This window comes from Janthinobacterium sp. SUN211 (assembly GCF_030587315.1).
GTDB lineage: Bacteria > Pseudomonadota > Gammaproteobacteria > Burkholderiales > Burkholderiaceae_D > Janthinobacterium > Janthinobacterium kumbetense.
Map to the genome: position 1 here is coordinate 65830 of NZ_JAPWIC010000004.1, position 22934 is coordinate 88763.

Consider the following 22934-nt stretch of genomic DNA (forward strand, 5'->3'; position numbering starts at 1 on the left):
GCTCCATCAGGGTTGGGGATGGCTGGCCAGGCGGCGCACTTCAGCGGCCATCCTTGCTCAAGGTCACGGGAGCGGCGGGCGCGGCGGCGGGAAACAGGCGCGCATAGGCAGCCAGCAGCTTCGGCGCTTCATATTCCCACTCCAGTTCGTTGATCACGCGATGGCGGCCAAACGCCCCCATCTGCTCGCGGCGGGCCGGGTCGTCCAGCAATTCGACGATCTTGCGCGCCATGTCGATGGGATCGTTCTTCAATGCATACAAGGATGCCTGCTGCGCGGAAACCTTGCCCTCGACCAGATCAAACTGCACGATCGGTTTGCCCAGCGCCATGTATTCCATGATCTTGTTCATGGTCGACTTGTCGTTCATGTCGTTGGCCACGTCCGGATTCACGCACACATCGGACGTATTGAGCATTTCCAGCAATTGCTGGTCCGGCACGCGCCCCGTAAACGTCACGTAGTCGGCAATGCCCAGGTCCTGCGCCATCTGCTTCATCTGTTCCAGCGAAGTGCCGCCGCCCACCAGGCCGAACTGCACATCTTCGCGCTTCAGGGTTTGCACGATGTATTGCGCCGCCTGCAGCAGCAGGTCAATGCCTTCCTGCGCACCCATCACCCCCACGTAGCCGACCAGGTAGGCGCGGCCCTTCTTGAGTTCCGCCACGGGCGGCAGCACGCGCAGGCGGTCCAGCTTGGGTCCGCTGCGCACCACGTAGACATCCTCGGGCTTCATGCCGCCCCGCTCGATGGCGATCTTCTTGTACGACTCGTTGGTGGCGATCGACACGTCGGCGCTCTGGAACGACCAGCGTTCGAACAACACCATCAGTTTGTAAAAGAAATCGCGTCGGCCGAACTTGGCTTCGTACAGCTCCGGATTGATGTCATGGTGGTCGAACAGGAAACGCTTGCCCATCGTCAACTTGAAGAAGCCGCCGATGAGGAACAGCAGATCGGGCGGATTGCAGGCGTGGATGACGTCGAAACCGCGCACGAAATGCACTTTCCATGCCAGGCGGAAAGTGTGGAACAGGGCCAGCGAATACTCGACCAGGTAACCCTTCGCCCCTTCCGCTTCCAGCGGCAAGTGGTAGCGGTAGATATGGATGCCGTCGATGGCTTCATAGCGCGACTCGTAGCCCTTGCCCGTCGGACAGATGATCGACACTTCATAGCCGTTCGCATGCAGGGTGGTCGCTTCCTGCCACACGCGCCGGTCGAACGGCGACGGCAGGTTTTCCACCAGGATCAGCACCCGGCGCGGCTGTCCTGCCACGGTGTTACCAGCAGATGCCGTCATATTGCTCTCCACTTTGTTCTTTGCTGATGCGCACCAGGTCGACGATATGCTGGTGCGGCTGCAGGCTGGCCGGCACGGTCTTGAATTCGGCCGCGCCATTGCCGATGACGATGGTGTCGGCAAAATCGAGCACGTCCTGCATGTTCGTCACCATCAGCTTGGAAATGTGCGGGATGTGATTGAGGATGTAATCCTGGTTGGCGCCCGTCAAGGCGGCCAGGTTGACGTTCTTGTCGTACAGCTTCAGCTCGTAGCCCTTGCCCAGCAGATACTCGATGACATCGACCAGCGGCGACTCGCGCAAGTCATCCGTACCGGCCTTGAACGAGAAGCCCAGGATGCCCACCTTGCGCGCACCTTTGTCGACGATCATCTTGATGCCCTTTTCCACTTGCCGCTGGTTCGACGGCAGGATAGAGTTCAGCAAGGGCAAATCGAGGTCCAGGCTGCGGGCCTTGTAGGTCAGCGCGCGCACGTCTTTCGGCAGGCACGAGCCGCCGAAGGCAAAGCCCGGCTTCATGTAGTACGGCGACAGGTTCAGCTTGGTGTCCTGGCAGAAAATTTCCATCACCTTGTGGCCATCGATGCCGACGGCCTTGCAGATGTTGCCGATTTCATTCGCGAACGCCACTTTCACGGCGTGCCAGGTGTTGTCCGTGTACTTGACCATCTCGGCCGTTTCCACGTCCGTGCGCACCAGCGGCGCATCCATCTTTTCATACAGCTGCACCAGCAGCGCGCCGGCCTTTTCGTCGGATTCGCCGATCACCGTCTTCGGCGGATTGTAGTAATCGTAGACGGCCGTGCCTTCGCGCAAGAATTCCGGGTTGTTGCACACGCCGAAATCAACGCCGGCCACCTTGCCCGACGCCGCTTCCAGAGTCGGGATGACGAGCGAACGCATGGAGCCGGGCAGCATGGTCGAGCGCGCCACGACGACGTGGAAGGTATCCTTTTCACGGATGGCGGCGCCGATTTCCTGGCACACCTTGCGCACGTGGCTCAGGTCCAGGTTGCCATTGAGCTGCGACGGCGTGCCCACGCAGATGAGCGACATGTCCGAACCGAAGACGGCGTCGCGCACGTCGAACGTGGCGCGCAAATGGCCGCTCTTCACGGTGGCGGCGATCATTTCGCCGATGTCTTTTTCAATGATGGGCGTGGTGCCCTGGTTGATCAGTTCCACCTTGGTCCTGTTTGGATCGACGCCGATCACTTCGTGTCCATCCGTTGCCAGGCAACCAGCCGAGACGGCACCCACATAACCCAAACCAAATATGCTAATTTTCATGTTTTCCTCGTATTTTCTGACAGATCAGGGGTAGCCAAACTCAGGTGAAACTCTGTGCGCAAGGTGGCTGCGCCTTGCAGCCGCCCGCGCCAGACCAACACAGGCGCAGCCTGTTTTTCATCGAAGCGGTGCGAAATCCAGCCCAGCGGCGGATGATCGCTGCCGCATACCAGTTGCACGGAAGCATCCGGCAACGGCGGTAAATGCATCTCCAGCGCGAAGGCGTCGCCCGCCACGCGCAGCACCTGGCCGTCCAGCTGCACGCGGCAGCGGGGATCGACGTGCCAGAACAATTCCACCTCATGCGCGTCCTGGCATTCGAGCACGTCATCGACCACGATCAGCGCGGCGCCGGGCGCCACGCGCACGTCGCGCCGGTGCAGCACGCCATCTTTCAAGCCCAGGTAGCCGTCATGGCTGGCGCTCCAGAATTGCCCATCGGCATCGTCACGCCACGCCAGGCACTCGGCCCTGGCCTTGCGCAGCCAAAGGAAGTTGCCGCCCGACTCGGACTGGTCGCGGCCATCGATGCGCACGGTGTTGTGCGCGCTGGTGCCACGGAAATAATCGCGCCACTGCTTTTGCGTATGGTAGGCATAGGTGCCCGGATCGACCAGCACCATCTGGCCCGCCACGGACAAGGTCAGCGCCAGCGCATCGGCGTGGCCGTGCGCGGCGATGCCCAGGTAGCCCAGCGGGCCGGCATCGGCAATCAGGCGCACTTCATCGGGCGTGCCAAAGCCGGCGCCCATCACGTAATAGCCGCCATCGGGGAAGGCGCGCGGCAAGGTATCGGGCGCAGCGTCCGGCAAGGCGTCAAACGCCTGGCTTCCCGCCTCGCCCAGCAGCCAGGCGCTTTTCTCGTCGAACGTGCGCGCCTTGGCCTTGAAGTCCGCGCGGCCGAACAGGGCCGCGCCGCTGGCCAGCAGCGACGCATAGGGATTGGCGCCCGGTGCCTTGTCCCAGTGCGCCAGCAGCGCGTCGTCGGCGTCGCCGAGCATCGGCACCTCGCCCGCCACGTTCGTCATGGCGGCGATAAATTCCAGCATGGCTTCCAGGCGCCGCAAAAAGGCGGCCGAGCGGGGGCGGCCATTGGCGCGGCCCGCCAGTACGCACAGCAGCATTTCATCGGCCACCGTGTGCTGGTAATAAATGGCTTGCTCGCGGTTCACGCCATCGGGGCCATTCTGCTGCAGCGCCTGCGCTTCCAGCTCGCGTTCCGTCTGCGCCAGCCAGCCGGCACTTTCCGGCCAGCAAGGCCACGTGAGTGCGGCGATATGCAAGCCCGTCAATTCGCCAAACAGGTGGTTGTTGGCCGACGAGTGGCGCGAAAAGTGTCCGGCGATGAAGTGGCAATGCTGGTAGATGCTGTCGAGCCAGCGCTGCAGGAAGGCTTGCCCCTGCGCGCCCTGGAACAGGGGGCTGTTAATGCCTCCGAGCAAGTGCCACGCATGCGACCAGCTGACCAGGCGCAAGGCCAGCTCCAGCGCGCTGCTCCAGTTCGGCCCCAGCGGATACGGACATTGCTGCCACCACGATTCAAGCAAGACTTGTACACCTTGCGCATAGCGCAAGTCGCCGCCGAGACGGTAGGCCATCGCCAGGTCGGCCACGGCCAGGTGGCGGTTCGGTTCCCACAGGCATTTGATATCGCCCACCACGGTTTCGTCGCGGTAATTGAGCGTCTTGCCAAAATCCAAGGGCACGACGGTGCCCGTCTTCGGATCGCGGTTCCATTGCGGCGGGAAACCCAGCTCCGCATCGCGCAGGGCGAACACATCGAAGCGGCCCGCGAGGATGCGTTCGGCCGCCGCCAGGTGCGGCGCCGTGTCGATGGGCATGCCCAGCCAGGGCGCGCCGAAACGCTGGCGCACGGCGGGCGGCGGCACATGCGCCAGGCCGTAGCCGCGCGCCTGCAGCCGTTGCTGCAAGGCATCACGCACGCGATGCGCCACCTCGGGCGCCCCCATGGCGCGCAAGCGGTTCAGTTTCCAGGACAGGTTGCTCAGCATGGACGTCTCACAGATACTGGCGGTGCCAGATTTCCAGGGTGAGCAAGCTCCACAGCAGTTTCTCGTGGTTTTGCCGTCCGGCCACGTGCTCGGCCAGCACCTGCTGCAGGGCTTGTGTATGGTAATAGTGGCGCGTGCGCGACTCGGCGCCCGTCAAGTGTTCGTACAGGTAATCCTTCATGGGGCCGCGGAACCACTCGTTGACGGGCACGCGGAAGCCCACTTTCGGCCGTTCCAGTATGGCTTGCGGCAGCAGTTGCTTCATGGCTTCGCGCAAGATCCACTTGGTGGTGCGGCCGCGCACGCGGTACTCGTCCGGCAGGCTCGACACATAGGCCGCCAGTTCGTGGTCCATGAAGGGCATGCGCGCTTCCAGCGACGCGGCCATGGTCATGCGGTCGCCCCGCTCCAGCAGGTTGTCGGGCAGCCAGCTCAGCTGGTCGAAGCACAGGATGCGGCGCAAGGCGCTGTTGCCGGCGCTGCCGCAGCCCAGCGAAGGATCGCGCTGGCGCGCCGGCGCCGGCATGGCCACCAGGCGCGCGCGTTCCTGGTCGGACATCATGCCGAACCAGCGCGGCATGCGTTCGTGGAACGCTTCCAGGCCCAGGTTGACGATGGCCGTCTTGGCGCGGCGGAAACGATACGGCAAGGCGCCGATGGCCGGCTCGATCAAGCCCCGGCGCAGCAGGCCCGGCAGCATCTGGTAGTTGCCCGCATAGCGCTCGTACACGTGCTTGGGGTAGCCGCCGAGGATTTCATCGGAACCTTCGCCCGTCAAGACCATCTTGACCGTCTTGCGCGATTCCTTCGCCAGCAGGTAGATGGGAATGTCGGATGGCTCGGCCACGGGGGCGTCGCGGAAGCGCACGAGGTCGGGCAGCAAGGCGATGACCTGGTCGACGGACACTTCCAGCTCATGGTGTTCCGTGGAAAATTGCCGCGCGATATCGGCCGCGTACGCCAGCTCGCTGAAGCCGCCCTCCTTGAAACCGACGGAAAAGGTCTTCACGGGCACGCCCGCATGGCGCGACATCAGCGCCACCACGGCCGACGAATCGATGCCGCCGGACAGGAAGGCGCCGAAGGGCACGTCGGAAATCATGCGGATGCGCACCGATTCATCGAGCTTGTCGAGGAAGGTGGCGACGGGGTCGGCCGGCAACGGGGCCGCCAGGCGGGGCCGGCTGTCGGGCGGCGTGTAATACACGCGCTCGCGCAGCACGCCGTTTTCCCACGTGGCCGTGGAACCGGGCGCCAGCTTGCGGATGCCCTGGAACAAGGTGGCCGGGCCCGGCACGTAGCGGTAGGCGAAATAATCCCAGATGGCGGCCTCGTCCGCTTGCGACGCCACGTCCGGCAAGGCCAGCAGCGCCTTGATTTCCGAGCCGAAAGCTAGTTTTCCCTCGTGCTGCCACAGGAACAGGGGTTTCTTGCCGAACGGGTCGCGCGCCATGAACAGGCGGTCGTTGCGCGCATCCCAGATCGCAAACGCAAACATGCCGCGGAAATGCTGCACGCATTCCTCTCCCCATTGCACGTAGGCATGCACGATGGTTTCCGTGTCGGATGCCGTGCGGAAATGGTGGCCCAGCGCGATCAATTCGTCGCGCAGGGGCTGGAAATTATAGATTTCGCCATTGAAGATGATCTGCACATCGCCCGTTTCATTGCCCAGCGGCTGGTGGCCCGTGGCGATGTCGATGATGGACAGGCGGCGGTGCAGCAAGCCCAGCTGCCAGGCGCCGTCGGCCGTGGCCGCGTTGAGCACGCCCGTGTCATCGGGACCGCGGTGCGCGATGGCGCGCCCCATGGCGTCGAGCGCCGCGGGCAAGCCGGCGACGGACGAGGGGAAGATCAAACCGGCAATACCGCACATATGGGCTCGCTTAAAAAAGGGTTCGGCTAGACTGTCGGCGGCGCCAGCAAGGCGCGGTAGACGCGGCGAAAATCCTGCGCCAGGCGCTCGACCGTATAGGCGCTTTCGATGCGCTCGCGGCAAGCTTGCCCCATGCGCTGCAACAGGGCGCGGTCGCCGTCGAGGCGCGCGATGGCGTCCGCCAGCGCCTGGGGATTGCGCCGCGGCAAGAACACGCCATGCACGCCATCCTGCATCACGTCGGCTATCGCGCCCACGGGGCACACCAGGACGGGCGTGCGCGCGGCCATGCTTTCCAGCAACGCATACGGCAAGCCTTCCTGGTGCAAAGTGGGAAAACCGAACAGGTCGGCCTGGCGCCACACGGCTTCCTTTTCCGCGCCAAAGACGGGACCGAGAAAGCGCACCGCCTCTTGCAAGCCGAGCCCGGCGACGCGCTCGCGCAGCGCCGCTTCCTGGGGGCCGCTGCCGGCCAGCGCCAGCGTGGCTTGCACGCCTGCGGCGCGCGCCAGGCGCAGCCCTTCGAGCAAGTCGAACAGGCCCTTGCTTTCCGCCAGGCGCCCCACGTACACGAGTGACAGAGGACGCTGCGGCACGAGCGGCCTGTCGCCGGGGTCGCTGCCCGCATCGATGGCGTTGGGTATCACGTCGAGCGCCAGCGCGGGATCGAAATCGCGATAGCCCTGCAGCTCGCATTGCGCCAGCAACACCACCACATCGGCCGCGCGCAGCACGCGCCGCAGCAAACCCGTCAGCAATGGCTTGCCGTTGAAAAACACCTGCGGCAAGGCGCCGCCATGCACCTGGTACACGACGCGCTTGCCCATGGCCTTGGCCAGCAGCAGATACACGATGTCGCGCCAATAGCTGCGCCACTCCATGGACGTGTTGATATGCACGATCTGCGGGCGCTGCTTGCGCATGGCCTGCACGAACTGCACAGGGCTCCAGGCGAAACGCAGCAGCTTGTGCAGGCGCGACTCGTTGCGGCCCTCGCTGCCGACCTGGAAGTGCACCAGCTTGTAGTCTTGCGACAAAGAACTGTGAAATAGTTGATTCAAATGGGTGGTTACCCCGCTCACCGCATTAAGTGCAGGTCCTAGCAGCATTATCGTAGTCATATTGGTATTATATGTTGTACTTTTGTAATTTAGACGCGAAGACAAATATATTTGCTGCATTGCGCTAACATCTACAACAATTTTCTTCCAGGGAACACCACCCATGGTGCATTCTGAGCGCCGTTTACGTGTTCGGCAACAACTTATTGCCTGTGCTTCCAGCCACGGGCATCAACGGCGCGCGCCGGCCAGATCCAGGTAGCGCTGCGCCAGTGCCTGCGCCAGCACGCGGTAGCTGCGCCGCGCCTCGATATAGGCGACGCCGGCCTGGGCGCGGGCGCGCGCTGCGGGCACATCGGACAAGATGGTCGCCATCGCCGCGGCCATGGCGGCCGGTTCGCTGGCCGTCAGCCAACCTGCGCCGCTGGCCGTCAGCACTTCGGCCTGGTCCGGACTGTCATTGCCCACGGCCGGCATGCGCAAGGCCATGTATTCGAGCAGCTTGGTGGGCGAGCTGACGTCGAACAGTGCGCCACGGGGAATATACGACAGCGCGGCGTCGGCCCCGGCCAGCAGGGGCCAGGCCTGGTTCGAGGGCAGCCAGCCCGTCACGCGCACGGCCCCGGCCAGGCCGGCGCGCTGCGCATAGGCAAGCAAGTCATCGACGTCGGATGGCGTATCGGAAGCGCCGATCAGCAACAGACAGGCTGCGGGGATGCGCTGGCGCACGATCAGCAAAGCATCCAGCAAGCGTTCCAGCTGGCGCGACTGGTCGAGCGTGCCCAGGTAGGCCAGCAAGGGCACCGCCTCCCAGCCCTCCGGCCGGACGGGCGCGATGGCTTGCGCCTGCAACACTTCCATGTCGACCCCCATGGGCACGGCAGTGAGGCGCTGCGCCGCGATGCCGCGCGCCTGCATCATGCGCAGCATCGCGTCGCTTTGCACGAACACATGATTGGCGCGCGGCAACACAATGCGGTACAACAACCATTGTTCGAGCAAGCCCTTGCACAGCACCAGGCGCGCGCGCAAGGTGGGGCGCTGCGCCAGGCTGCTGCGCGCCCGTTCGATGCGCCCCTCGCTGATCAGGTATGACACCCAGTAATAGAACGGTATGCCCTTCAGGCGCGCCACCAGCAAGGCGAGCAAGCCCGTGGGCACCATGTCGCGCACCTGGATCGCATCGCAACCGGCGCGGCGGGCACCCGCCAGGGCGCGCAGGCAGAGCCACTGGAAAGCCAGTTCGCGCAACAGGCGGCTGCCCAGGAAACGCCCGTGGCGTACCGAACGGAAACCCTGCGCCTGCGGCGGCTGTTGCGACGGCATGCCGACGATATCGCATTCGACGCCGTGGCGCGGCAGGTACTTGCCGAACAGTACCGCGACATCGGGGCGAAACGTGGGCAGGCTTTCCGGCACCAGTTGCAAAATCTTCAAGGACATAGGCGGTTCGACGGCAAAAAAAGGTTGAGGGAGATACAATACGCCATGCGCCGAAGCATATCATGCCCTTACGAAATAATTAATTATATTGCATTAGTAGCATCAAACCAAGCTTGCACCATTGATGAGCGGCAAGCTGGCCGCAGCATGACAGGCCTCACGCTGAAACAATGTGTAAACGTCCATTTTAATGCTATTGTAATAATGCAGTCGATTGCCAATCATTAATTGTGTGACAACGACCGCCGGAACGGCCCTGGCTGTTGTTTTAATGTGATAATGTTCATTTTTAATAAGGCGCAACAATGATCCACGTGCTGCTGTCGGAAGCGGGAACCTACCACGACATCGTCGAGCATCTGGCGGCGGGCGGCGCGCGCGTGACGCATATCGGGCCGGACGCGCAGGCGCACATGCGCAGCAAACTGTCCATTCTGGCCGCCATGCTGTCGCCGTCGCTGTTGCGCACGCGCAAATTATGGCGCCAGCAAGACCGCCTGCTGGTCGTCGGCTGGCAGGTGCTGCCCGTGCTGGCGCTGATACGCCTGGGTCTGCTACCGCGCCCGCAGCGCCTGCTGGTGATGGCTTGTTTCATCCATGGCACGCGGGCCCGCAACGTGATCAACCGGGCCTGGCGCCTGCTCAATTTCCCCGGACTGGAATTCATTACTTTTTCCAGCGGAGAAACGCGCAACCTGACCGACAACGTCGGCATCGCACCCTCCGCCGTGCATTTCCACCTGTGGCGCCAGCATCTCGACGGCGCCACCACGGCGTCCCAGCGGCAAGATGACGGCAGCATCTTCTCCGGCGGCTTTTCCAACCGCGATTACGACCTGCTGCTGGATGCGGCGCACGGGCTGGAAGCGCACCTGGTGATCGTGGCGTCGGCGCAAAACCAGATCCCCGCGCAAGACCCGGCGCAGACCACGGTCCATCTCGACTTGCCGGAAGCGCAGTTTGAAAAGCTGCTGGCAAGCAGCCGGGTGGTCGCCATGCCGCTGAAAAGCCAGGGCGAAGCCTGTGGCCAGAGCGTGCTGCTGCGGGTATTGCGCAATGGAAAACCGCTGATCGCCACGCGCCACGAAGCCATCGAAGCGTACCTGGGACGCGATTACGCCGGCTTCGTTGCCGCCGGCGACAGCGGCGCCATGCGCGAAGGCTTGCGCCGCGCCCTGTCCGACGACGCCTTCCGCGCAGGCTTGGCCGCGCAGGTGTCGCGCGCCTGTGCCCAAATGGAGCAGCGCGGCGGACCGGGCCAGGAAATCGAACAATTTCTGCTCGCCAATTAAAAAATCCACTGCCGCAACAACGGCAGTGGATTTTCCTTGAAGCAGCGGTCAGTTCGGCAATGTCACCACTTGCTTGCCGACCGTCAGCGTACGGGCCGTGCCGCTCTTGCCCAGCTTGATCAGCGGCTTCTTGCAGCCGACATCGAGCACCGTGAGGAATTCGCCGCTCAGCGCCGCGGCCGACTTGATGAACACCCCATGCTCTTCATAGGTACCGGGCTGCGGCGGAGGTCCCGTGCGCTTTTCGAAACGCGCACCGGTGCTGACCGGCACCACGCACACCTTGCGGCCCTGATTCGTCACCGAGATGGCGCCGCCGGCGTCGACCACGATAGGCGCATACGTATGGAAGTTCCACTCGAACACGCGCGGCGTGGCCGAGGTCACCTGGTCCTGCACCACCACGGCGTCCGTGGTGCGCAGGAACCACAGCTTGCGCAGCGCCGATGTCAGCTGGCCGCCGTAGGCCAGCGTGGCGTCGCCCGCCACATAGTCGACGGTGGCCTTGGGAGCAAAGGCGGTGATGCGGCCGTTGCGCGCCATGGTCGTTTCATAGCCGTCGACCAGCTGGCCCTGGCCATTGTCGAACGTCAAGGCATTGTGGGCCTTGGTCTGGCGGTACCAGGAACTCCACAGCGGCGAATCGTACCAGTCGTACCAGCCGCTTTCCGTCAGCAGGGGCACGCCCGCGCTGGCCAGCACAAAGCCGTTCTGGTCACCGTGGCTGTGATTGAACGAACCGTAGGGACTCGATTTGAAATACACCGAGGTGCGCTGCAGATTGCCGATGTCGCTGTGCATGGCGGCCCAGCCGATGCTGGGGTAATACGCCGAGTTGCCTGGCGGCGCGGGCGTGGCCACCGTCGCCACCGGCAACGGGTACGGCGCCTGCAAGGTGGCCAGCGAATCGTCGGTGCGGATCAGGTTCTTGTAATACCACGCCGCGGCAGGCGTGGCGAAATGCGCGGCGAAACCCTTCATCATGCGGATTTCAGGCAGCGTCTCGTGCCCGTCGCCAAACACGTGGGTCTGCGAACCGGGCGGCACGAAATGCATCAGGTAATCGAGGAAGCCGCTGGCCCAGGGCTTGGTGAACAGGTCGACCTTGGTCGCGTAGGCAAGCGCCGGCCAGATCTGCAGCGCATAGTCGGCTTCATACTCGGCATACGCCGTGCCGTTGGCAAAACCGCCCTCCGGACCGCTCCACACGCTGTAGGAACTGACAAATGCGCGGAACGAGAAATCGAACCAGTCCTTCGCCTCCGGGATATCGCCCAGGGACAGCGTTGAAATCAGCGTCAGGAAACCGATATTGCTGGCGGCGTGGGAATCGTAGGGATACTGGTCCAGGCGCCCCGTCTGCGCAGCCAGGTCGAGGTACATCGCATTGGTGCGAACGCGTACCATTTCCAGCCACGCGGCGCGGCGCGGCGCATCGAGGGCGCTGCCCAGGTTGTCGACCGCCTTGATCAGGCTTTGCGCAATGGCGCGGTTGCCCTGGTCATGGTTGACAAAACTGGTACCGCCGTTCGGGCTGAGCGCGGCTTCCTGGTCGCCGCGCGCGATCGCCTCCACCAGATACTGGTTCTCGCCCGTCACGCGGTACAGCAGCGAGGCCGCTTCGAGCTGGCGTGCGCTCTGATTCGTGCGCGAAATGACGCGCGCATTCTGCGCCTCGTTGGCGGCAGTGCGTACCTTGCCTGGAGACAATGGCCACTCGGCGTCGGAGACGGGCGCGATCGCCGTCATATTACGTATCACCTCGGTGCTCAGCCAGGTCAGCACCTGGCTGCGGTCGGCGCGCTTGGCCGCGCTCCAGCTCGCAAAAAAGGTCGCATTATCCTCCAGGCCGCGCGGACGCGGGCGCAAGACGATGGCAGCGCGCAAGGTGCTGCTTTCCGGCACTTCGAACACTTTCGATGTGGCGTCGATCACAAAAGTTCGCGGGCTCGACCATTCATTGCTCGTGCTGGGACGCACGCGCCAGCTATAGGTGCCTGCCGCAAATTTCTTGGATGGCAGATACCAGTTGCGCGCCGACGTGAAGGTGCTGACCACGGTGCCCGCCAATTTGACTTCAATGACATACGACGCCGGCGACAGCGGATGGCGCGACCAGGTAAAACTGGGGGGATTTTGCGGCTGGATCTGGCGGTTGTCCGGCAAGGTCCGGACGGCCAATGGGTCGGTCGCCAGGGCCCAGTCGGCCTGGGCCTGGCCGCAGGCTGAACAGACGAGCAGCAGCGCCACTTTGACCAGCGTATATTTAGCGAATTTCATAGATTACCTTCTTAACATCAACTATCGAGCAAGATACCGCCGCTGCGTGGGGCATATCATACGCCTCCTGTCGAGGCTGCTTGCGAGACACAGGACGGCCCGCCGTACAAAATCGGGCAAAAGGCGAAGACACTGCTGAAGGCACTGCGAATACCTGTAAGCATATACCTAAAGTATTCTTCCGAACATTAATATTAGTTGCAGCTCAGCTATTAATGTGCGTTTCGCGCCACATTTGCCATTTGACGGCGAGCCGGGTCGGCAGCAAACAAGACAAGGCCAGGGCTACCCACCAGTGGCGCGACATGCCGCCGCCGGCGGCGCGGCGCAGCCCGGCCAGCGCTTCGCCCCGGCGGCCCCGCGCCAGCGCCGCGCGCGCCACGCTAACGCGCGCATCGGACACCAGCCGCAAGGCGGAACGGCGCGCCGGATTGGCCGCCGGCCAGGCCAGGGCGCGCCGTTCCAGCCGTTCGAACGTGGGCGCGAGCACATCGGCCGACTCGATCGCGCACAGGCTGCCGGCCACCTCGACACGGTAGGCCACCAGCTGTGCCGGCGTAAACACCAGGGTCAGGCGCTCGGCCAGGCGGAACCACAGATCCTGGTCCTCGCCAGCCGACTCGCCTTCCGGGAAGCATGGTTGCAAGGGCAACAAATCGCTGCGCCGGATGGCCACCGAATTCGTGCAGAAAAACGGTCCGCCACGGCGGCGGCGCTCGAAAAAGTCGTCGAGCAGGCGCGTCTCGCGCACGGCCCCGCCCTGGTAGCTGAGCGCCGCGGCGCGGCTGTCGGGTATGCGTTCGAAGCCGCAGGCGAAAAACGAGCCGGACGGATGGGCCCGCGCCATGCCCACCATGGTTTCCAGATACACGGGACCATACCAGTCGTCCGCATCGAGAAAACAGATCAAGTCGCCGCGCGCTTCGAGGATGCCGCGGTTACGCGCGCGCGAGACGCCGCCATTGGCCTGGCTGACCAGCCGCACGCGCGCATCGGCGCAAGCCCGCACGCGCTGCGCGCCATCGTCGCTGGAGCCGTCATCGACCACCACCACTTCCCAGTCGGCATGGGTTTGCGCCAGCACCGAGGCCAGCGCCGCTTCGATATACGGCCCCTTGTTATACAGGGGCACGATGACCGAGCACAGCATCAAGCCATCCCCGGCACGCGCACCTTGCGCGCCCTCACGGCCTGCTTGTCGGCCACCGGAAAATACGCCGTCACGATAATGAGCAGCAACAAATGCGTCATCGCCTCGGCGGCAAAGCCCGTCAGCGACAGCGGCACTTCGCTGATCGAACGGATGGCGATGAGGACGAACAAGGCCATCGACAGGCCCTGACTGGCCCGCGCCGTGCGCGCGCACGCATACAGCAGCGCCATGGCATACAGCACCAGGCCGATGGCGCCGATGGTGCCGGCGCTGGCCAGGCTCTGGTAAAACTGGCTGTGCGCATGGGTGGCGTATGGCATGCCGATGCTGATGCGGAATGCGTCATCCCACAGCGGCAAGCCGTAGCCGAACACGGGATTCTTGTGCCACTCCTGCAACGCCACCTGCCAGATCACGTCGCGGCCCGTCAAACTGATCAAGTCGGAGCCTTCGCTGCTGGTGGCAAAGTGCGCCAGCTTGGCATCGATATTGCCAAACATCACATACAACATGCCCAGCGTACACAGCAGGATGAAGCAAAAGATGCCGACGATCGACAATTGCGGGCGGCGGTAATCGAACAGCCGCTCCTTGATCTGTTCGCGGAAACCGAAATAGGCGACGCAGGCAAAGCACAGGAAGCAGGCGATCCAGCTGGTTTTCGATTGCGCCAGCAGCAGGCTGCCCAGACCCAGGCCCCAGGCGAACAGGTTCAGCGGGCGCCAGCCATAGGGCTTGCGCCACAGGCACAGCAGGAACACCACCACCATCGGTCCCAGGCTGTTGGCGTGATTGGCCAGGCCCGTATAGCGGATGCTGAGGAAGGGAATCAGGCCGTGGTAATTCCGGTTGACGACCATGTTCGGCTTCCAGGCAAACACGGCTGCGCTGAGCACCAGGAACAGCAGGGTGGCGTTGCGCATCGAGATGACGCTCAGGTCGACCTCCTTGTGCGTCATCAGCAAGGCCGCATAGCCGGCCAGGAACATGTACAGGTATTCATGCGACACATTGGTATGGCGCCCCAGCACGGCCGGACTGACGATATTGCTGAGGAAATACACGAACAGCGCCCAGAACAGCAGCATCGGTATCGGCTGCAGCTTGTCGCGCGTAGTCAGGCGGTGCAGAATGCGCTCGCCGCAGGCAAAGATCACGAACAGGGACGTGAGCCGGCCAAACCAGGAGCTGGCCGGATGCCGCGCCAGCGCCTGCATGCCCATCTGGAGTTCATCGCCCGAGACATCGCGGTTCGACAGGATGGCCGCCACGGCGATCGACAAGAAGACCGGATAGAACACGTACGGCACCAGTCCCGTCTCGCGCTTGCTGCCCCAATGGATGCTCAAGGCGATCACGAACACCACCACCAGCGCGGCGACCACGGCAAACAGGCCAAACAGTATTTCACTCATGTAGTTCTCGCGTATCCAGTAAGTTGTCGCGCGCGCCACAGCGGGCGCGCAAATAGGAGACTACCCTGGCCGGCAGCGGCGGGCTGAAGCGGGCAAGCATGCCCACCGCTCGCGTGCCCAGCAGTTCAGGCCAGGCCAGCACGGCCAGCAGCAGGGTCAGGCCGCCGAACAGCGCGCCACCCAGGAATGCCGGCAGCGGATGGCTGCCGCCCAGGCTGCCCAGCATGGCGCCGCCCCAGCTGCCGGCGGCGGCCAGCAAGCCCATGGCCAGGCCGCGCGCGGCCAGCGGCGCCAGATCGCCCGGCCCCACCTGCAGGCGCAGGCACGCCACCGTGCCCACCACCAGCGCCCGCGCCAGCAAGGTGCCGGCGGCGATCATGGCGACCACCGCCCCGCCCTGCCCCGCCCACAGCACCAGCGCCGCGCCGGCCAGCACGATCAGCGGCAGCTGCAGCAGGCTTTCCAGGTGTTTGCCACCCGTATTCCACAAGATCGGCGTCGACATGCCCCACGTGATGTACGCGGGCATGGCCAGCGCCAGGATGCTCAGCACGATGCCCGACTCTTGCCACACCTTGCCGTACAACACGCCGATCAAGTCCGGCGCAGTCATCGCCAGCAGCACGAACAGGGGCAGGATGATGATCCAGATGGTCGCCAGCACCGACAGATACGTGTCGCGCAGGCGCGGCAGATCGTCCTGCAGCTTGGCGCCCGTGGCCAGGAAGGCCGGCTGCAAGGCGCTCAGGAACAGCGAGTTGGGCGTATTGGCCAGGTTGTAGCCGACCGCATACACGCCCACCGCGTGGGCATTCAGGAAGCGGCCCAGGAACACGCGGTCCATATTGTTCAGGCACCAGTTGCACAGATTCGTCACGAACACCGTCACGCCCACATTCGTCGAGCGCCGCGCGCCCTCGTACCACAGCAGCGGCTTGAGCGAGAAACGCGTACGCGCATACGTCAGCACCAGCGCCGTGGAAGCCTGTCCCAGCCAGGCGCACACGAGGGTCCACACGCCGGCGCCCGCATACGCGAGCGGCAAGCCCACCAGCAGGTAGCCGACGATGTAGCTGATCACCTGGATGATGTTGAGCCAGCGGAAATCGAGGGCGCGCCGCAGCAGGCTGCTGCCCGGCGCCGTCAGCGCATTCAGCAGGCAAGTCAGGCTCATCCAGGCGATCACGGGCGCGATGCGCGGTTCCTTGAAGTACGCGGCGATCCACGGCGCCATGAAAAACAGCAAGCTCATGGCCGCCAGGCCCGTCAGCGCCTGCCACGTCACCGTGAAGCGCACGTCTTCCTCGCTGAGCGTGCGGTTTTGCACCAGCCCCCAGGAAAAACCGAAATCGGCCAGAAAGTTGCTAAATGTCAGCACAATCAGTCCCATCGCAAACAAGCCGTAGTTTTCCGGCCCCAGCAGGCGCGCCAGCACCACTTGCGTGACCAGCTGCAGGCCAAACATGAGGACCGTGCCCATCGCCGCCCACTTGACGGCGCTGACGCTTTTCTTGTTGATGTCGCTGCTCATGATTCTCGCTGTCCGCCACGCCGTGCCGCGCCCGCCGGCGCTTTGTCATCGTTCAAGCCATGCCTCATCCGGGCGGCGCGCCGATCAGGCGGCTGCGCTGCGCTGCCGGCATGCTGGCCAGCAAGCCGTTGACGAAATCGGCCTGCAAGCGGTAGGCGCGCGGCAAATCCGTATCGATGCTCGACACGCGGAACAGCATGGCGTCGGCCACGGTGCCCGTCAGGCCATAGCGCAATTGCTCCAGGCGCTGCTGCATGCCCACCTTGCTGATCTTGTCGCCGATGGTGATCCAGTACGTGATGGGCTCGCTGCGGTTGCCATTCACGGCCAGCAAGCGCTTCACGGGCAGGCTGCCGTAGGCCGAGGCCAGCTCGCCGTATTCGTCGCGCTCGACCTGGAAACCCTGCGCCGCGTAGCACACTTCCGGCTTGTGCACGCCCATGTTGTCGCTCTGGTCGCCGCCGTACGCGATCGACAGCATCACCCGTTCGCCGTGCCCATTGATGTAGGTGCGCGACAAGGTCTGGTTGTATATCTTGTTCAGGCGTTCCTGGGTTTCCGGATCCACCTGCAACGGCACGATGGAACTGTCGACGCGCCAGTCGCCGAACGCTTGCGGTATCGCCGCTTCCAGCGAAAAACTCGGGCGCTGGTCGGCCATCTTCACGCCCGGCGCCACGCCGTGGCTGAGGACGGCCGCGCCCAGCAGCATATTCATGCGCAGTGCAGCGTTCATGTCGACGCTCCCACGGTTGGCGCGCGGCCCGCCTGGCGCTTGCGCACGATCCACTGCAGCAAGCTGTCGACACTGAGGATCAGCAGCAGCGCGGAAATGAACAGCACCATGCCGGCGAAGCCGTGCAGGAAGCCCTGCCCGGCCGCGTCGCCGAAGTAATACGTGATCAGGGTCAGCACCATCACGCGGATGACATTGGCGGTAAAGGAAATCGGCACGATCAACAGGGCCAGCACGATGTTGCGGAACGGCGAAGTATGCCGCACCAGGTTCAGGTAGAACAGGCCCAGCGCTTCAAGCGTCAGCAGGGTCTGCAAGCCGGCGCAGGCGTCGGCCACCAGCAGCTGGTACTGGCCGATCTGCAGGATCACGCCATTGCGGGCGATCGGATAGCCGGCCAGGAAAAGCAGGTGTTCGGTCACATACGAAACCGCCATTTTCATCGGCATGGTCAGGGTCGTCACCAGCGGCAGCGGCAGCGGCACCATGAACAGCATGAAAAAGAAGGGAAACCACAGAATGCGCGCGGCAATCCAGCCGCGCTTGAGCAGCAGCAGCGACAGGCCGGTGCCGATCAGGGCGAGGATTTCCAGCGACAGGATATGCTGCGAACGGCCCAGCACATACAGCAGCAGCGAAACGGCCAGCAGCGGCCAGCCGGAGCGGGCCGGACGGGCGCCGGCGCTCTGCGCCAGCATCTCGGGCCATTTGCGGTAGATCAACCACAGCGACAGGGCCAGGATGATGGGACCGTGCGCCTGCTCTTCGGTGGACCAGATGCCGCGGAACAGCCCGACCAGGCTGGGCGCGAGCATGGCCAGGAAACCCAGCGCCAGCGGCAGCCAGTCCGGCACGGCGGAGCGGCCGGCCTGCGCCGGCGGCATGGCGTGGCCTGGCGCAGCCATCAAAAGTCGACCATCACGGAACCGACCACTTGGGCGCCGCTATGCGTCATTTGCTCGGCCATGGCCGCCACTTCCGCCATCGGCGTCTTGTTCTTGCGCGCCACCAGCAGCACGCCGCCCGCACGCGCCGCCACGGCCAGCGCATCGGAACCGGTAGCATACGCCGGCACGTCGTACAGCACCACGTCGTAGCGGCTTTCCAGCTGCTTGTTGAGCGTGACGAAGGAGGTACGGCTGAGCAGTTCCTGCGGATTCGGCGGCAAGGTGCCGGCGGACAGCACCGACAGCGCGACAAACGATTCCACCTTGGCGATGATATCGAGTTCGGCGCGGCCGGCCAGCACGTCGGACAGGCCCTGGCGTGTCTTCAGGTCGAAGATTTCCTGCTGGCGCGGCGCGCGCAGGTTGGCGTCGACCAGCAAGGTGTGCTCGCCCAGCTGGGAAAACACCACGGCCAGGTTGGCCGCGAACAGGCTGGCGCCGTCGCCCGGCTCCATGCCCAGCACCACCAGCGACTTGCTGCCGCGGGCGAACCAGCGCAGCATCAGCTGGCTGCGCACGGCGCGCAGGGTTTCCACCTGGTGGCTGAAAGGCTGGTAGGCGGCCACCAGTTCCTGCGGATACTTGCCGGCGCCCGGCTGCAGGTAGGGATAGTCGAACTGGCGCGCCAGCACTTGCTCGATATCGGCTTCCGTGATCAGGCCCAGGCGCAGGGCCGCTTCGCCGAAGCGGATGCCCAGTTCCTTTTGCATGCGCAGCACGCGTTCGGCGTTTTCCGGCGTGATCTTGCCCGATTCGAGCAACAGGCCGCCAATGCTGGAATCGGTGCCGCGCGCCAGCGGCGCAGTGGTATTGAGGAGGTGTGGACTTGAAGTCATGATAGGTTCCATCTCAGTTCAGGCGCAAACGGCGCGGCAGCATGCCGCGCATGCGACGCTGTTTAGGTTTCCAGTCGACCACGCCGAACACGGGAATCTGCAGCACTTCGCTCAGGTCCTGGTCGGAACGGATACGGCGGTCCAGCAATTCGGCCAGCAGCGCGATGCCGCAGCCCAGCATGAGGCCGAGGAAGATCGACAGCAGCACGTTGCGGAGAATCTTCGGGCTGTCCGGCTCGATCGGCGCCGTGGCCGGATTGAGCATGGCGATATCGGACTGCTCCGCCTGGCCTTCGATGCGCGTCTGCGACAGGCGCTGCGAGGTCACGTCGAAGGCGCGCTGGGCGCTTTCCACATCCTTGCTCAGCACGCCCATTTCATCGCGCGTCCGGTTCAGTTCCAGCACCTTGGCTTTTTGCGCCGCCAGTGCGGCGCGGATCGCGCCTTCGCGCTGCTGCAGGATCTGTGCATTGTTGCCCACGCTTTGCGAGGTGGCGCGCGTCTGCTCGGCCAGGTCGCGGCGCAGCTTGTCCACTTCCGCCTTGGCGCTCTGGTATTGCGGGTGATTGCGGTCCAGGCGCTGGCCCAGTTCGGCCAGTTTACCCTCGGCATTGCCCAGGCCCAGCTTCAGGCTCTGGATCAGCGGATTCGACGCGACGTCCGGCGATTCGGACAGGTTGCCGCCCTGCGCCATGCGCTGGCGCGAATTGGCTTCCATGGCCTGGCCCTGCGCCAGCACCAGTTGCGCCGACAGGTCGTTCAAGCGGTTCGATTCCACATCGAGGCGGTTGTCGACGCTGACGATGCCGTTATCCTGCTGGTATTTCGACAGGCGGCTTTGCGCGCGCTCAACGTTGTCACGCAGCAATTTGGTCTGGTCATCGAAGTACGTCGTCGCCTTGCGCATCGGGTCGACCTTCAGCTGGATGCTGACCTTTTGATACTGTTCCGCAAAGGCGTTCGACACGGCCGCGACGAATTGCGGGTCGGCGCCCTTGAAGCTGACATCGACCACGCTGCTTTCGCGCGACGGCATCACTTCGAGTTTCTTCAGCAGCAGGTCGGCCAGCCAGTCGCGCACCGTGCCCTTGCCTTGTGCCGCGTCATTGAACTGGGCGATCACGGCGGGGCTGCGCGCCAGTTCCAGCTGGTCGACGACGCGCAAGGCCACGTTCTTGCTGCCGATAATATCAACTTGGGTCGCCATGTAGCCAGGCAGCAACTGCCCCGGCATGGTCATGCCCGTCAGGGGATCGACGCCCTTGTAGTTCAGCAGCAGGGTGCTGGTGGCCTTGTAGGTCTTCGGCAGCACCAGGCTGACGCCCAGCGCCAGCGCCACGGTGATCATCAAGGTCAGCAGCACAATCTTCTTGCGTGCCCGAAGGATCAGCAATAGTTGGGTGAGGTTCATTTGGAAACTTTCAATACAAAAAGGTAGGGAGCCAGTTGCTCTTAGAACAGGCTTTCCTGGACATACACGACATCGTCGACGCGCAGCAGGTCGTCATGCTTGACCGACAATACTTCCATCTGGCCTTCCGCATTACGGCGCTTGACCCGCACGCCCCGTTCGGTGCCGCGCAAGGTCAGGCCACCGCCCACGGACAGGGCTTGCAGCACGGTCATGTTGCGTTCCAGGCGGAAAGCGCCCGGACGCTGGACTTCGCCGTAGATGTAGAAGCGCGGCGCGCGTTCCACGTAGATGATGTCGTTGCCGCCCACTTCCATGTCGCCCTTCAGGTCGCCGTTGCGCACAATGTCGAGAATGTCGGCCACGTCGCGCGTGGCAGTGCCGCCGCGCTTGCGGATCACGGTGATCTGGTCGGCGCCGTCAGGACTGACGCCGCCGGCCATGGCCAGCATGTCCATCACGCTGCGCTTGCCTTCCACCGGGTAGCGGCCCGGACGGTTGACCTGGCCCAGCACGGACGCCTGCTGGCTTTGCAGGCTGGTGACGATGATGTTGACTTGCGCCTTGCGCAGGAAGCCGCCGCTCTCGAGCAGGCCGCCCAGTTTCTTTTCCGCTGCCGACGTCGACAGGCCGCCGACGGCCACCGCGCCCACCAGCGGGAAGGTGATTTCACCCGCTTCGCTCACGCGCGTCTCCAGGCCCAGGTCCGGGTTGCCGTAGACGGAGATTTTCAGCACGTCACCAGCCCCAAGGGGGACATCGGCTGCACCGGCCATGCCTGCGGCGAGGGCCAGAAAGGCCGCCATCATCCAGTTTGCGAGTCGTTTCATGATTACAGATTCCCGTTGGTAGATTGCTGATGTTTAACTACTTGTCGATAAGTCACTTATTTCAAGCCCGCCACGCCGCGCTCGTTGGCTTCATGCGCGCTGTTCGCCGGCGCCGCTGCCGCAGGTGCGCTGGCCGTAGCCGAGGCCGTAGCCGCTGCATCCTTGTTGAAATACTCGATCTTGGCGCTGGCGCGCAGACGCTTCAGTTCCGCTTCGGCCGCATCCTTGTTCTTCTTGTTGGCCAGGAACTGCTCGATTTGCGGCGCCGCCGCGTCCAGGCCCACCGGGCTGTCCTTGATATCGGCCAGGGCGATGAGCAGGCTGCGCTCGCCTTCGCGCACGATGAACAGCTGGCCCTTCGGCATCGATTGCAGTTTGCTGCTCAGTTCGGGCGCCAGGTCGGCGCTGGTGCGCGACACCTGGGTGCGGCCGAACGCGATCTTGTGCTCCTCGAGCCATTGCGCCACATCTTCCAGCGACTTGGCGCGGTCCATGACGGCTTTGAGTTCATCGTTCAGCGCCGCCGTCGGGATGACCAGCTCGCGCAGATCGAATTGCTTGCGCTGGCTGAAGAACAGCGGATTTTTCGCGAAATACTCGTCCACTTCGGCCTTGCTCGGGCGGGTGGCCGCGCCGATGCGCTTTTGCATGTATGCCTGGGCAACGATCAGCGCCTTCGCACGCTCGATGGCCTGCATGACTTTCGGATCGCGGTCGACCTTTTCCTTGGCCGCTTCGTTCTGCAGCAACTGGCGGTCGATCAGCGACTCGAGCAACTGCTTGCTGGCCGCGGCCTGCTGCGGCGCCTGCACGCCGGCGCGCTGCAACTCTTCATTCAACTGCAAGACGGTGATTTCTTCGCCGTTCACGCTGGCCAGCGCCTGGCCAGCCTTTTTTTCCTTGTTGCCGCAAGCGGACAGGCCAGCAGCGGCCAGCAGGACCAGGGCGGCGCACAACAAACGTGGCGCGGGGCGGGAGTGAATAAAATGATTCAAGCGTGCTCCTTCGGATGACAGGTATGACGGGGGTGGAAAATCCGGCGCAGTATAACGGGCCATGGCCAGGCTGCACTGCACGGATGCCCCGAAAAATAGTTATTCGTCAAATAATTAACAATATTGTAAACATAATACACATAATGCATGACGACAAGCAAAATATTTGCTTAAAAATCTACTAATGAGATATAAAAACAACTATTTCCACAGTCTACTTGATTGCAAAAAATTATGTATTGCGTGGTTCAGACCGACTTTAAAATCGATAGTTGGCGCGTGCCGTCCCGGATGGCTTCCCGTCAGGGTGACGCACGTCCGGCAGGGGCAAGGCCGGATACTGCTCACATCGTGAACCCTTTCCAAGAGGAAAGTAATGGCGCATGGCCGGCACGACTCGTGGCAAGGTGAGCGCGGAGTGGTCGCGTAATGCGCTGGTGCTCTATAGATGCTCCATTTTAACGCGTATTGACTCCGTGCAAAGTATATTCAAACGCTATTTTTTCCTGCGGGCAGCATACT

General features: G+C 63.6%; 17 protein-coding genes. 1 reads left to right on the forward strand and 16 read right to left on the reverse strand.

What is annotated here, in order from left to right; translation table 11 throughout:
• Nucleotides 1-40: 40 nt before the first annotated feature.
• From O3301_RS15135 to O3301_RS15160, 6 genes are all read right to left on the reverse strand, one after another.
• The gene (locus tag O3301_RS15135) at nt 41-1303 is read right to left on the reverse strand and encodes a glycosyltransferase family 4 protein (RefSeq protein ID WP_305056764.1); all 1263 of its coding nucleotides are present in this window, start codon (nt 1301-1303) and stop codon (nt 41-43) included.
• The gene (locus O3301_RS15140; protein ID WP_077400992.1) at nt 1284-2594 is read right to left on the reverse strand and encodes a nucleotide sugar dehydrogenase; all 1311 of its coding nucleotides are present in this window, start codon (nt 2592-2594) and stop codon (nt 1284-1286) included. The genes O3301_RS15135 and O3301_RS15140 overlap by 20 nt, the downstream gene beginning before the upstream one ends.
• Nucleotides 2591-4606, reverse strand: coding sequence for an alginate lyase family protein (locus tag O3301_RS15145; RefSeq protein WP_305056765.1), 2016 nt, complete (start codon nt 4604-4606; stop codon nt 2591-2593). Before O3301_RS15145 ends, O3301_RS15140 begins: the two co-directional genes overlap by 4 nt.
• Nucleotides 4607-4613: 7 nt before the next feature.
• Complete coding sequence (gene asnB, locus O3301_RS15150; protein WP_305056766.1) at nt 4614-6482, reverse strand: asparagine synthase (glutamine-hydrolyzing); 1869 nt, start codon at nt 6480-6482, stop codon at nt 4614-4616.
• Nucleotides 6483-6508: 26 nt separating this feature from the next.
• A complete protein-coding gene (locus O3301_RS15155) occupies nt 6509-7543 on the reverse strand; it encodes a glycosyltransferase family 4 protein (RefSeq protein ID WP_305056767.1) in 1035 nt (344 codons plus the stop codon).
• Between the two features lie 231 nt (nt 7544-7774).
• On the reverse strand, nt 7775-8986 hold the full coding sequence (locus tag O3301_RS15160; protein WP_305056768.1) for a glycosyltransferase: 1212 nt from the start codon (nt 8984-8986) through the stop codon (nt 7775-7777).
• 305 nt (nt 8987-9291) lie between these two features.
• Here O3301_RS15160 and O3301_RS15165 point away from each other — a divergent pair, with 305 nt between their 5' ends.
• A complete protein-coding gene (locus O3301_RS15165; protein ID WP_305056769.1) occupies nt 9292-10278 on the forward strand; it encodes a glycosyltransferase in 987 nt (328 codons plus the stop codon).
• A 48-nt stretch (nt 10279-10326) separates the two neighbouring features.
• Here the strand turns inward: O3301_RS15165 and O3301_RS15170 are convergent, their stop codons facing one another.
• The 10 genes from O3301_RS15170 to O3301_RS15215 form a co-directional block, all read right to left on the reverse strand.
• A complete protein-coding gene (locus O3301_RS15170) occupies nt 10327-12558 on the reverse strand; it encodes a heparinase II/III family protein (RefSeq protein WP_099665076.1) in 2232 nt (743 codons plus the stop codon).
• A 205-nt stretch (nt 12559-12763) separates the two neighbouring features.
• Complete coding sequence (locus O3301_RS15175; RefSeq protein ID WP_218965277.1) at nt 12764-13708, reverse strand: glycosyltransferase family A protein; 945 nt, start codon at nt 13706-13708, stop codon at nt 12764-12766.
• The gene (locus tag O3301_RS15180; protein WP_099665077.1) at nt 13708-15126 is read right to left on the reverse strand and encodes an O-antigen ligase; all 1419 of its coding nucleotides are present in this window, start codon (nt 15124-15126) and stop codon (nt 13708-13710) included. Before O3301_RS15180 ends, O3301_RS15175 begins: the two co-directional genes overlap by 1 nt.
• Entirely contained in the window at nt 15119-16657 is a 1539-nt protein-coding gene (locus O3301_RS15185) for a lipopolysaccharide biosynthesis protein (RefSeq protein ID WP_305056770.1), read from the reverse strand. Before O3301_RS15185 ends, O3301_RS15180 begins: the two co-directional genes overlap by 8 nt.
• 64 nt (nt 16658-16721) lie before the next feature.
• Nucleotides 16722-17393 (reverse strand): exosortase-associated protein EpsI, B-type, encoded by a 672-nt coding sequence (epsI, locus tag O3301_RS15190; protein ID WP_305056771.1) that lies wholly within the window; start codon nt 17391-17393, stop codon nt 16722-16724.
• Nucleotides 17390-18298: an exosortase B gene (gene xrtB, locus O3301_RS15195; RefSeq protein ID WP_305056772.1), complete on the reverse strand. Its 909-nt coding sequence runs from the start codon at nt 18296-18298 to the stop codon at nt 17390-17392. The genes epsI and xrtB overlap by 4 nt, the downstream gene beginning before the upstream one ends.
• Entirely contained in the window at nt 18298-19176 is an 879-nt protein-coding gene (gene epsG, locus O3301_RS15200; RefSeq protein ID WP_077409017.1) for a chain length determinant protein tyrosine kinase EpsG, read from the reverse strand. The genes xrtB and epsG overlap by 1 nt, the downstream gene beginning before the upstream one ends.
• A 13-nt stretch (nt 19177-19189) precedes the next feature.
• A complete protein-coding gene (gene epsF / locus O3301_RS15205; protein WP_077400960.1) occupies nt 19190-20587 on the reverse strand; it encodes a chain length determinant protein EpsF in 1398 nt (465 codons plus the stop codon).
• A 41-nt stretch (nt 20588-20628) separates the two neighbouring features.
• Nucleotides 20629-21417, reverse strand: a complete 789-nt coding sequence (gene epsE, locus O3301_RS15210) for a polysaccharide export protein EpsE (protein WP_077400957.1) — start codon at nt 21415-21417, stop codon at nt 20629-20631.
• A 56-nt stretch (nt 21418-21473) separates the two neighbouring features.
• Nucleotides 21474-22412, reverse strand: coding sequence for an EpsD family peptidyl-prolyl cis-trans isomerase (locus tag O3301_RS15215; RefSeq protein WP_305056773.1), 939 nt, complete (start codon nt 22410-22412; stop codon nt 21474-21476).
• Nucleotides 22413-22934: the final 522 nt, after the last annotated feature.